The 11,757-nt window shown below is 41.2% G+C and carries 11 protein-coding genes; 7 read left to right on the top strand and 4 right to left on the bottom strand.

The features are described from left to right. From CRJ00_RS15425 to CRJ00_RS15415, 3 genes are all read left to right on the top strand, one after another. The coding region (locus CRJ00_RS15425; protein ID WP_099367650.1) for an outer membrane beta-barrel protein at positions 1 to 1,969 on the top strand (1,969 nt) is incomplete at its 5' end. Continuing rightward, positions 1,969 to 2,943: an NAD(P)H-quinone oxidoreductase gene (locus CRJ00_RS15420; protein ID WP_099367649.1), complete on the top strand. Its 975-nt coding sequence runs from the start codon at positions 1,969 to 1,971 to the stop codon at positions 2,941 to 2,943. The genes CRJ00_RS15425 and CRJ00_RS15420, both read left to right, overlap by 1 nt. A 75-nt stretch (positions 2,944 to 3,018) precedes the next feature. Next, on the top strand, positions 3,019 to 5,316 hold the full coding sequence (locus tag CRJ00_RS15415) for a GH92 family glycosyl hydrolase (RefSeq protein ID WP_099367648.1): 2,298 nt from the start codon (positions 3,019 to 3,021) through the stop codon (positions 5,314 to 5,316). Positions 5,317 to 5,457: 141 nt separating this feature from the next. Here CRJ00_RS15415 and CRJ00_RS18870 read toward each other — a convergent pair whose 3' ends face one another. The 3 genes from CRJ00_RS18870 to CRJ00_RS15405 form a co-directional block, all read right to left on the bottom strand. Beyond that, on the bottom strand, positions 5,458 to 5,634 hold the full coding sequence (locus CRJ00_RS18870; protein ID WP_167554305.1) for a hypothetical protein: 177 nt from the start codon (positions 5,632 to 5,634) through the stop codon (positions 5,458 to 5,460). Between the two features lie 113 nt (positions 5,635 to 5,747). Next, positions 5,748 to 6,308 carry an SMC-Scp complex subunit ScpB gene (gene scpB / locus CRJ00_RS15410; protein WP_099367647.1) on the bottom strand — a complete coding sequence of 187 codons (561 nt, stop codon included), beginning with the start codon at positions 6,306 to 6,308 and terminating at the stop codon, positions 5,748 to 5,750. Between the two features lie 23 nt (positions 6,309 to 6,331). Further along, positions 6,332 to 7,456: a CofH family radical SAM protein gene (locus tag CRJ00_RS15405; RefSeq protein ID WP_099367651.1), complete on the bottom strand. Its 1,125-nt coding sequence runs from the start codon at positions 7,454 to 7,456 to the stop codon at positions 6,332 to 6,334. Between the two features lie 111 nt (positions 7,457 to 7,567). On the opposite strand from CRJ00_RS15405, the gene CRJ00_RS15400 reads away from it, so the two are divergent. From CRJ00_RS15400 to CRJ00_RS15390, 3 genes are all read left to right on the top strand, one after another. Continuing rightward, the gene (locus CRJ00_RS15400) at positions 7,568 to 7,999 is read left to right on the top strand and encodes an SRPBCC family protein (RefSeq protein WP_099367646.1); all 432 of its coding nucleotides are present in this window, start codon (positions 7,568 to 7,570) and stop codon (positions 7,997 to 7,999) included. A gap of 78 nt (positions 8,000 to 8,077) precedes the next feature. Beyond that, the gene (gene dctA, locus CRJ00_RS15395; protein ID WP_099367645.1) at positions 8,078 to 9,352 is read left to right on the top strand and encodes a C4-dicarboxylate transporter DctA; all 1,275 of its coding nucleotides are present in this window, start codon (positions 8,078 to 8,080) and stop codon (positions 9,350 to 9,352) included. A 56-nt stretch (positions 9,353 to 9,408) separates the two neighbouring features. Next, the gene (locus CRJ00_RS15390; protein WP_099367644.1) at positions 9,409 to 10,614 is read left to right on the top strand and encodes an NAD(P)/FAD-dependent oxidoreductase; all 1,206 of its coding nucleotides are present in this window, start codon (positions 9,409 to 9,411) and stop codon (positions 10,612 to 10,614) included. Between the two features lie 197 nt (positions 10,615 to 10,811). Here CRJ00_RS15390 and CRJ00_RS15385 read toward each other — a convergent pair whose 3' ends face one another. After that, positions 10,812 to 11,210, bottom strand: a complete 399-nt coding sequence (locus CRJ00_RS15385) for a hypothetical protein (RefSeq protein ID WP_099367643.1) — start codon at positions 11,208 to 11,210, stop codon at positions 10,812 to 10,814. 184 nt (positions 11,211 to 11,394) lie between these two features. On the opposite strand from CRJ00_RS15385, the gene CRJ00_RS15380 reads away from it, so the two are divergent. Further along, positions 11,395 to 11,757, top strand: a 363-nt coding sequence (locus CRJ00_RS15380; RefSeq protein WP_144038180.1) for a transposase, incomplete at its 3' end; no start/stop codon positions are given.

The raw sequence follows: 11,757 nt of genomic DNA, 5'->3' as shown, positions 1-11,757 counted from the left end.
TAGTGTCGGAGTCAATAAATTCAACGATGGCCAGGAAATTTCGGTGGTCACATCGGTCAATAACACCAATACCAGTCTGTTTACTTTCGGTAGCCCAGATGGGGCAGGAGGCAGATCTTCCGGATTGGGGGATGTGGGAGATTTTTCCGATCAATCCGATGGATTGAACAAGTTGTCCTCCATTGGTATCACCTTCTCCCAGAACCTTAATAAGTACATCTCCTTATCTGGGGGCTATACTTACCAGAACAGACAGAACATTACCGAGGGTAATTCTTTGCTGACCTCCTCCTATTATGGCTATAAGATCAATAAAAAGGAAGATTTTGAACGAAAAATGGATGATAATTTCCATAGGGTACAGCTGGAAATAAATTCTACCCTAAAAAACCAGGATATTTTAAAGATTGTCCCTAAACTATCCTTCAATCGTTCCTATAACTATAACCTTAAGTCCTCCAATCTGAGCAATTACCGGATCAGGGAGCGCGGAAGTTATAATGATACCTCTACCACCACGAATCCCAATGCGGAATTCTCCATGCTCTATTCGAAATATTTTAAGAAGAGCAAACGGAAATTAGTGGCAGATGGAAGGATATCCTACCAATCCTTAGATAAAGATGAAAACATCAGGGAAGATTATGTAATCTACGATTCTACAGGCATTGAACCTGTTATCAATTTCTTTGAACAGAAGCAATTGGTTGATTCCCGCAACAATACCAGCTCAATGAAAGGCTCTGTTTCCTATGTGGAGCCATTTTTTGACCATAGTCTTTTAGAGGTATTATACGATATTGATGTGACCAATATCGAGGCAAGACGAGCCGTACGGAATCCCATCGGCGATGGCGGGGGATGGGTAGACTCCCTGGGTATCGATTATGCCTATCAATTCAAGAGTTATAAAACGGGTTTAAACTATCAGTATGAGCCGAATGAACGATTCCGCGTCAATATGGGCTTTTCTGTTCAACCGGTATCCTTATCCGGAAAGATTGAGGGGGATACGATTACCCATGAATATAGCAATGTCAACCTGGTTCCTACGACTAATCTCCGGTATCGATTTTCCAAGAATTTTGAAATGGAACTGAATTACTTGGGAAAAAATATCCAACCGAATTTCCTTCATATCTCGCCAGTACGGGATAACTCCAATTCCAGGAATATCATCGTCGGAAATCCATCCCTGAAAGCCGAATTCTACAATCGTTTTTCAACCTCTCTCAAGAAGTTTGTCACCAACAAAGGACAATATTTCGAAACTAATTTTGCTTATACCTTTATTAATAATAAGATCGTCAGTTCGAAGAAGTCCCTGTCGAACGAAACTGTTCAGGAAACGACATACGAAAATACAGATGGTTATTATGATGTAAAATGGAATTACTATTTCAATACCCCGTTCCTGAACGATAATTTTCAAATGGATATTTCGGGAAATATCGATTACCTGAATAATCTATCCTTTGTAAACGAATTGAAAAGCACCACCAGGCAATTATTGTACAACCAGAACCTGATCCTGAGGTACAACTGGAACCAATATTTCGAATCAGTATTCAATAGCAATTATTTCTTGAACAGAGCCACCTATGAGCTCCCATACAAGAACAAGATTGCTGCCCATTCCTTCCTGTTGAGTCTTGGCGGAAGGGGCTATATCAATGATAAATTTATGGTTGGAACGGAGATGTCCCAAAAATTCTACAAAGGCTATGTTTCTGAAATATCCGATGTTAATCCAACGATCATCAATGCCTATGTAGAATATAACTTTTTAAAGAACAATATGGCAATGCTCCGGTTTCAATGTTTTGATATGTTGGATCAGAACAAGAACGTAGGCATTATCACCGAATATGTAGGAAACGATGTGTTCGAATCCAGAAACAATCGTTTGGGGAGATATTTTATGCTCACCTTGAACATGCGTCTACAGAGTTATCCAAATAAAAAATAATGCAAGCAGCGATTATCACCGAATACGGTGGACCCGAAGTATTGAGAATAGAAACCCAGGAAGATCCACAGCCCGCAGCAAATGAAGTGCTTTTACGTGTAAAGGCTGCAGGGATCAACAGACCCGATGTTTTCCAAAGGAAAGGGAATTATCCAGCTCCTCAAGGGGTATCTAATGATATTCCAGGCTTAGAAGTTTCCGGGATAATAAAAAGTCTGGGTAAAGATGTACAGGGCTTGTCGGTAGGCAATGAGGTATTCGCTTTATTAGCTGGTGGAGGATATGCAACGGAGGTCTGCGTTGCTGCTGAACTTTGTATCCCAAAACCAAAAAGCATCAGTTTTGAGGAGGCCGCTTGTTTTCCGGAGACCTTATTCACGGTTTGGCACAACCTCTTTCAACGCGGCAACTTAAAGGAAGGAGATAAAGTGTTGATCCATGGGGGATCAGGTGGCATTGGTTCCATGGCTATTCAATTGGCTAAACTGTTCGGTGCGACCGTCTATACTACCGTTGGTTCTGCTGAAAAAGCCGAATTTGCAAAGCAGCTAGGTGCAGACAATGTCATTAACTACCAAGAAGAAGATTTTGAAGAAGTATTAAAAGATAAAAAGATCAATTTGATCCTTGATAGCATAGGCGGAACTTATTTCAATAAGCATATCCAACTATTGGAACCCGATGGAAGACTGATCCACATCAATGCCGTACAAGGTGCAAAAGTAGAACTGAACCTGCTCAAGATGATGCAGAAGAGGATATGGATTTCGGGATCAACCCTGCGAAGCAGAGACCTGAATTTTAAAATAAACCTAACATTAGAAATAAAAAACAAAATCTTACCATTCATTGAATCGCGTAAATTAGTACCTGCCGTAACCCAAGTTTTCCCATTTGAAGAGGTTTCTGCCGCACATTTATTTTTTGATAGCCCTGAACAATACGGTAAAATAGCGCTTAAAATGTATAGCTAAATACTTTTAGCATTAGGTTTTGTAGTTTTTTTTGTTATTTTTATGAAAAGAAAATAACCTATTTTAAAACAGACTATGAACTTAAGATTTTTAACCACATTACTTTTGATCGGCGGAAGTATTTGCTCCAGCTTCGCACAGAAGGTAGGGAAGATAGATCGTCCGATCGATATGGTAAGTACGCTAGTCGGTACACAATCAACCTATTTCCTATCCAGCGGGAATACCTATCCAGCCATTGCACTCCCTTGGGGAATGAATTTCTGGAGCCCTCAAACGGGAAAAATGGGCGATGGATGGATGTACACCTATACAGCGGAAAAGATTAGAGGTATCAAACAGACCCATCAACCATCACCTTGGATGAATGATTACGGGCAATTTTCTATTATGGCGATGGTGGGCAACAAAACCTTCGACCAGGATAAGAGAGCCAGCTATTTTTCCCATAAGGCAGAAACCGCTAAACCGCATTATTATTCGGTATACTTAGCCGATTATGATACCAAGGTAGAAGTTACACCTACCGAAAGAGCTTCCTATTTTCGTTTTACCTTTCCTAAAACCAACGAGGCCTATGTTTTAATAGACGCTTTCGACAAAGGGTCTTATGTAGAGGTACTTCCTCAGGAACAGAAGATAATAGGCTATACCACCCGAAACAGCGGCGGAGTACCTAAGAATTTCAAAAATTACTATGTACTGGAGTTCGATCGTCCATTTGCCAACCTAGCTACCTTTGCAGATTCAGCGCTTGTTGATGGACGCTTGAAGATCCAAGCCAACCATGTGGGTGCCTTAGTAGGATTCCAAACGGCCAATGCGGGCGAGAAAGTTCATGTTAAAGTAGCTTCTTCTTTTATCAGTCCAGAACAAGCCCTCCTAAACCTGAAAGAATTGGACGGCGTAACGTTCGACGAACAGGTTAAAAAAGGGGAGGATATCTGGAACAAGGAATTGAGTAAGATCGAGGTTGAAGGTGGAACCATCGATCAGATGCGTACCTTTTATTCCAGCCTATACCGTTCCTTGTTGTTCCCAAGAATGTTCTACGAGATCAATGCGCAAGGACAGGTGATGCATTATTCACCATACAACGGTCAGGTCCTTCCGGGCTATATGTTTACCGATACAGGTTTTTGGGACACCTTCAGGTGTTTGTTCCCATTCCTGAACTTAATGTATCCAGAGATCAATGAAAAGATGCAGGAAGGATTGGCAAATGCTTACCGCGAGGGCGGATGGTTGCCGGAGTGGGCAAGCCCTGGCTATAGGAACATCATGGTGGGCAATAATTCTGCTTCTGTAGTGGCTGATGCCTGGATGAAGGGCGTGCGGTCAAAAGATATTGAAGTGCTCTACGAAGCGGTAAAAAAGGGCGCCAATAACGCTGGACCTATTACGGCAGTAGGTAGGGCAGGTGCGGAATATTATAATGAACTCGGCTATGTGCCTTATGATGTAAAGATCAATGAGAACGCCGCAAGAAGTTTGGAATATTCCTATGATGATTTTGCGATCTACCAATTGGCAAAATCATTGGATAAATCCAAAGAGGATCAATCATTCTATAAAAAACGTGCTTACAATTACGAGAAATTGTACGATCCAGCTACGGGATTGATGCGTGGAAAAAATAAGGATGGTTCCTGGTCAACCCCATTCAACCCATTCAAATGGGGGGATGCATTTACCGAAGGAAACAGCTGGCATTACAGCTGGTCGGTATTCCAGGATATCGAAGGATTAGCCAATTTGATGGGTGGACACCAAGCAATGGAAATCAAACTGGATTCCGTATTCTCCTTACCACCGGTATTTGATGATAGTTATTATGGTTTTCCGATCCATGAGATCCGTGAAATGCAGATCGCCAATATGGGACAATATGCGCATGGAAACCAGCCGATCCAACATATGATCTACCTGTACAATCATGTTGGTGCTCCTTGGAAAGCACAGTATTGGCTGCGTGAAACAATGAACAGAATGTATTCACCAAACCCCGATGGTTACTGTGGCGATGAAGATAATGGGCAGACATCCGCTTGGTATGTATTCTCAGCTATTGGATTCTATCCAGTAACACCTGCGACCGATGAATATGTCCTTGGATCTCCAATCTTTGACAAGGTAACCCTTAAATTGAGCAATGGTAAAAAGGTGGTGCTCGAAACCAAGAACAATTCCGATGCGAACAGGTATATCCAACAATTAAAATGGAATGGCAAGAACTACACGAAAAATTACCTGAACCACAGCGAGTTGGTAAAAGGCGCTAACCTGGTTTTTGATATGGGTGCAGAACCCAATAAAAAACGTGGAGTTACGAAAGCAGACCTTCCATTCTCCTTGAGTAAAGACGATAAATAATTAATAATTGCAGCTAAACAATAACGTCTGAAGAGTAATCTTCAGGCGTTTTTTTTGGCCATAAAAAAACGCTTGGGGTTAGACCAAGCGTTGCTAATTCTTTACATGTATACATCCGAATAACTCGGATCATCATTTTAATTAAAAATCATCATCGTCATCATCCATGTCATCAAACCCGCCGATAGAGTCGATATCATCCAATCCGAAATCATCGTCATCATCATAGATATCATCCGAATCATCATCAGGACCGTTGAAATTCATTACTCTTTCATCAACCGTTAATTCTGTTTCCATTTCTTGCATTGTAGCCATGTTCTTTATTATGATACTTACTTTATTAACGTAAAATTATAGAAGAAAATCCATTTGAAAAATATTTTTTTAAAATTATTTTAACATGAAAAAAAAAGCAAATATGCAAGAATTTATTCAACGATTTCTCCGATGCTATTTTCCTCAGCCACAATATCTTTCAGTTGCGGTAGGTCTTTTACGCTGTTGAGGCCAAAATGATTCATAAATTGTCCACTAGTGGCATATAAGATTGGCTTACCAATACTGTCGGCTTTCCCCGCAATTTGTATCAATCCTTTGTCCAATAAACGTTGGATGGAGTAATCGCAATTCACGCCCCGGATCTGTTCCACCTCTAGTTTTGTAATAGGCTGGCGATAAGCAATAATAGCCAAGGTTTCCAAAGCCGCCTGGCTCAATTTCCTTTTCTCCTTATGCAGCTGCAATTGGTTGATCGCATCGTGGTAGACCGGTTTGGTCAAAAACTGCAATTGATCATTGATGTTGGCCAATAACAGCGCTTGATCCTCCGATGCATACTTCTCTTTCAGCCTACCGATCATTTCCGCCAATTCGGTCTTGGAAATTTCAATAGCCAAAGCTTCCTGCAAAACCTCCCTTAAATCCTTCTGACTGATGCCTTCTGCCGAAGCGAAAATAATCGCTTCTATATTTAATAGTATATCCTTCAAAACCTAATCAAACTGTGTAACAATTAATAATCGATGACCTGTTCTTCCATTTGGGATGGTATTTCCCTGAATTGATAGGTCTGCGTACGCAACTGCGGCTCAAAACCTGCCTCGATGATCGCATCCTGAATGGATTTGGAGGTGAAACGGTGTGGTGCACCAGCAGCCGAAACCACGTTTTCCTCGATCATAATGGAACCAAAATCATTCGCACCGGCCTGCAGACAGATTTGGGCGGTCTGTTTTCCGACCGTCAACCAAGAAGCCTGAATGTTCTTCACATTCGGAAGCATGATCCGGCTCAAAGCAATCATACGGATGTATTCATCCGGTGTCACATCATTCGTAATCCCTCTCAGGCGTTTTAATAGGGTTCCATCATCTTGGAATGGCCAAGGAATAAAGGCTATAAAACCGTAATGATCAGCTGGTTTTTCGCTCTGAACCTCACGGATCCAAACCAGGTGCTCAAAACGTTCCTCAATGGTTTCTATATGTCCAAACATCATGGTTGCTGATGTAGGTAGGTTGATCTTATGTGCAGCACGCATCACATCCAGCCATTCTTGACCACCACATTTGCCCTTCGAGATCAATCGACGGACACGGTCGTTCAAGATTTCAGCACCAGCACCCGGTAGGGAATCCAATCCGGATTCTTTGAGGGCAGTGAGTACTTCAATATGGCTCATGCCTTCTAATTTAGCGATATGCGCTATTTCAGGTGGGCCTAGGGAGTGTAACTTTAAGGTAGGGTATAGCTCCTTCAATTGCTTGAACAGATTAGCATAGAAGGAAAGACCCAAATCCGGATGATGTCCACCCTGTAACAGCAATTGATCACCACCAAAACGGAAGGTTTCCTCAATCTTTTGCTTATAGGTTTCGATATCCGTAATATAGCTTTCTTCATGGCCTGGACGGCGGAAGAAATTACAGAATTTACAGTTGGCAATACACACATTGGTGGTATTAACATTCCGGTCGATCTGCCAGGTCACCTTGCCATGGGGCACCTGAATTTTGCGAAGCTCATTGGCAACAAACATCAAGTCTGCTGTTGCTGCTTCATGATATAGAAAGATTCCTTCTTCCTTGGTTAAGAAGTCGAAATTCAGTGCACGTTCTAATAAATTATTTACATTCATCACGAACAAAGATACGGAGCTTTTCATGAAATTTAATATATACTTAACACCTTTGCGTTAATTTATTGTTTATATTTAAACAACACTACAAATAAGCTCAAAGGAGGCAAAATGCGCGCAGAAACCATTCACATTGAACGTACTTACCCTATTTCTGCAGAGAAGTTATGGAAAGCATTGACGGACAAACAGACCATGAAAGATTGGTTTTTCGAAATCCCAAACTTCAGCACGGAAGAAGGGGCAGAATTTGAGTTTTACAAAAGCAATACGGGTGGCCAACAGCTACACCAATGCCAGGTCATCGAGACCAAGGCTCCGGAGATTTTTAAGTTCACTTGGCGACATCCAAAACAGAGTGAAGGCACTTCCATTATTACCTGGCGTTTAATCCCTCGTCGCGGCGCAACCACCTTGCACCTGACCCATGAAGGTTTGGAGAATTTTAAAGATGCGGGAGAGAATTTTTCGCAGGATAAGTTCGAATCGGGTTGGGAAAAATTACTGGGCGAATCCCTAAATAAATTTTTAGAAAGAAGATAATTCAATTTATTTGATACATTTACGTTCTATACTGAGGGTATACTTAACCTTTGGTCTTAAACCTATATCGTATCATCTATGAAGAAAATATTCTCCAGCCTCTATGTTCAGGTCATCCTTGGAATTGTAATCGGTATTCTCTGCGGTATATTTTACCCTGATTTTGCGGTCAAACTGAAACCTCTTGGTGATGGCTTTATCAAGCTCATCAAAATGGTTATTGCGCCATTGATTTTCAGTTCCATTGTAATCGGGATTGCCGGCATGCAGGATATCAAGAAGGTTGGGAAGATAGGCCTTAGTTCCTTGATCTATTTTGAGGTGATGACCACCATCGCCCTGATCATAGGATTGGTATTTGTCAATTGGATCCAACCAGGAACGGGGATGAACATTGATCCGGCAAGTCTAGACCCTGCCGCAGTATCCTCCTATGTAAAGCAATCGGAGGAACATAAGACCATAATGGACTTTATCATCAGCATCATCCCCCATAATGTTATTGCTGCTGTGGCATCCGATAACCTCTTGCAGGTCCTGGTTTTTGCGGTCTTGTTTGGTATTGGCTTGACTAAGATCGGGGAGAAAAATGCAGAGCCTGTACTGAACGTGCTGCAGTCTTTTCTGAAAGGAATCTTTGCAGTCATCAAAATGATCATGTACCTGGCACCGATCGGAGCCATGGGCGCCATCGGTTTTACGATAGGTAAATATGGGGTAGAGGCCCTTTCTTCCTTAGGTATGTTGATGATCAGTTTTTATCTCACCTGTATTGTCTTTATTGTATTTGTTATCGGCGCGGTATTGTATTTCTATGTCAAGGTGAATGTTTTTCAACTATTGAAGTACATCAAAGAGGAATTATTGATCGTATTAGGTACATCTTCCTCCGAATCGGCACTTCCAGGGCTGATGCAGAAATTAGAGGATGCGGGTTGTTCCAAACCGATAGTGGGATTAGTAATACCTACGGGTTATTCTTTCAATCTGGATGGAACCTGTATCTATCTGACCATGGCGGCCGTATTTATATCCCAAGCGCTGAACATGCATTTAACCTTAGAACAGGAAATTACGCTTTTATTGGTGCTTTTGCTCACTTCGAAAGGGGCGGCAGGCGTAACGGGAAGTGGATTTGTCACCTTGGCTGCCACCTTGCCGGTGGTTGGCCATGTTCCTGTGGAAGCGGTAGGATTGATCTTGGGGATTGATCGTTTTATGAGCGAGGCTAGGGCATTAACGAATATCATAGGCAATGCCGCAGCTACGTTGGTGGTTGCCAAATACGAGAAAGGATTGGATGAGGCCATGTTGCATGAAAAATTGGGAGGCGGACAGGTAGAAAATGCATAGTAGGTCAAACATTTTAACAAAAAAATGCTTATTCCATACAGAATAGGCATTTTTTTATGGATTTAAAATCGAATGAACCTTTTTGGTTAATAAAAAATGGATTGTTGCAATCCTATCCTTCCCTAAGGGAAGATATCAGCTGTGATGTATTGGTAGTTGGATCGGGAATTACCGGTAGTCTCATCGCCCATCAATGTATAGCCGATGGTTATGATACGGTGGTCATCGATAAACGGGAAATTGTTAATGGAAGCTCTTCAGCAACCACTTCCATGTTACAATACGAAATCGATGTTCCCCTTTTTGAATTGAAAGGGATGATTGGTGAAGAAGCTGCGCAGGAATGTTATAAAGCCTGTGGAGAATCGATTCTGAACCTGCAGGAGATTGCTAAAAAGATAAATTCCAAAGCCGGGTTTAAACGAAAGAAATCCTTGTACTATGCCAGCCGAAAGGCCGATGTACAAGGATTGAAAAAGGAATTTGAAGCCCGCAAGGAGGCCGGTTTTAAGGTTAAATGGTTGGAAGAAGAAGAGATTAACAAACAATATGAAATTTTCCAATGCCATGGAGGAATCCTTTCCGATCTAGGGGGAAGTGTGGATGCCTTTTATCTGGCGCATGAATTATTGCAGTATAATGTGAAGGAAGGCCTACGGGTTTATGATAATAATGAATTAATAAAAGTAACTTCCAAAAGAGGCTTTGAACTGGCGGAGATGGAAACAGGTTGCCATATCAAAGCCAAGAAGATCATCTATTGTGTGGGTTTTGAAAGTGCGACTATGATTCCTGAAAAGTTTGTGGATCTTTTAAGCACCTATGCGATCGTTTCCGAAGTAGACCATACCTTAAATAAAGCCTATAAAGACCTGTTGATCTGGAATACTTCCGATCCCTATCTGTACATGCGGACCACGGATGACGACCGTTTTTTAATAGGGGGAGAGGATGAGGAATTTCATGACCCGATCAAACGGGATGAGCTGATCGAAAAGAAATCGGATAAACTATACAAGTCGTTTAAGAAGATTTTTGTGGGCAGGGAATTCTATCCGGATTTTCGTTGGGCCGGAACTTTTGGTTCGACCAAAGATGGCCTTCCTTACATTGGGGAGCATCCTAAATTTAAGAATTCCTATTTCGTGCTGGGATTTGGCGGAAACGGGATTACCTTTTCGGTTACCGGAATGGAAATGGTATCGGATTGGATGAAAGGAAAAGAACATCCTTTATCGACCTATTTTGCCTTTGGAAGGTAGTCAAAGAATAAAAAAATCTGAGAACAAGACAAAATCAAAAGAGGTTGACTAATTCTAGCCAACCTCTTTCTCTAAAAAGTTATCTTTTTTTCTTTCTTAAAGCTCATCACTAAAAGTAAAAATAGAAATAACCTTTTCTTTATATACATAACGATGTAAATATCCAGTTATTGTGCAATTGTATATTTTTTTTTCAATTATTTTATTTCTGATAGCTTGAATTGTTCTTTTAATTGCTTCGGAATAGGAAATGCCATACTAGACCAATCCATTTTAAAGCTCAGCGTATTCCCTTTTTTATCCTTTAGTTTCAGTTGGTCTCCAATGAATTCAGCTTCTTGAGCTTCTACACGTGCGAAAGTTTTGTAGCCATCATCTTCTTTGAATGCCAATTCAAAATGATCATCTACTTTGTTTGCTTTCCAATAGGGGGCTTTATTTCCCGAGGACATCATAGGTGAAGCAAAAAAATCGGCATGGGAAAGTCCGATATCATCATTTGGATATTTTGACTGTAGGTAATTGATCAGGATGTCTTCTACCGATCGATCTTTGATGGCTATCGTTTGGAGGACTTTTAGGTTACTATCTAGCACCCTTAAACTATCCTGATCCTTAACAGCAGCGACATCAAAAGATTCATCGTAATAGAAATGCCAAGGAACTAATCCGAGGGCACTGAAAAAGTCCCCTTTTAGAATGGGCTAAAAAAAGGAGTGGAAAACAACAGTTTTCTGCTCCTTTTTTCGTATCTTAAAGTAGGCTTTAACGGATATCAGGATGCTTTCTACCCAACAAAAAATTCAGTTCAGTTCCTATTCGGGATTGTACGATATCATTGTTYCAAAAGACAATCTACTTCGCAAAATCAACGATCTTATCGATTTCAGTTTTATACATGAGGAACTTTTGGAGAAGTATTGCCAGACCAATGGGCGTACAGCAGAGAGCCCCATCAAGATGTTCAAGTACCTTCTGTTAAAGACGATCTACACCGTTTCGGATGTTGATGTTGTTGAGCGTTCCAGATATGACATGTCCTTTAAATACTTTCTGGAAATGGCCCCTGAGGAGGATGTGATCAATCCAAGTTCGCTCACCAAATTCCGTAAGCTACGGTTAAAGGACATGGACCTATTGAAC

It is taken from the genome of Sphingobacterium sp. 1.A.4 (assembly GCF_002734245.1).
Classification (GTDB): Bacteria; Bacteroidota; Bacteroidia; order Sphingobacteriales; family Sphingobacteriaceae; genus Sphingobacterium; species Sphingobacterium tenebrionis.
The sequence above is the reverse complement of the archived record's forward strand: the minus strand, read 5'-3'. Positions and strand labels throughout refer to the sequence as shown.

Bases quoted from the DNA above. Each gene is read 5' to 3' on its own strand.
- CRJ00_RS15420 (WP_099367649.1), top strand. From the start codon at position 1,969: ATGCAAGCAGCGATTATCACCGAATACGGTGGACCCGAAGTATTGAGA.
- CRJ00_RS15415 (WP_099367648.1), top strand. From the start codon at position 3,019: ATGAACTTAAGATTTTTAACCACATTACTTTTGATCGGCGGAAGTATT.
- CRJ00_RS18870 (WP_167554305.1), bottom strand. From the start codon at position 5,634: ATGGCTACAATGCAAGAAATGGAAACAGAATTAACGGTTGATGAAAGA.
- CRJ00_RS15405 (WP_099367651.1), bottom strand. From the start codon at position 7,456: ATGAATGTAAATAATTTATTAGAACGTGCACTGAATTTCGACTTCTTA.
- CRJ00_RS15400 (WP_099367646.1), top strand. From the start codon at position 7,568: ATGCGCGCAGAAACCATTCACATTGAACGTACTTACCCTATTTCTGCA.
- dctA (WP_099367645.1), top strand. From the start codon at position 8,078: ATGAAGAAAATATTCTCCAGCCTCTATGTTCAGGTCATCCTTGGAATT.
- CRJ00_RS15390 (WP_099367644.1), top strand. From the start codon at position 9,409: ATGGATTTAAAATCGAATGAACCTTTTTGGTTAATAAAAAATGGATTG.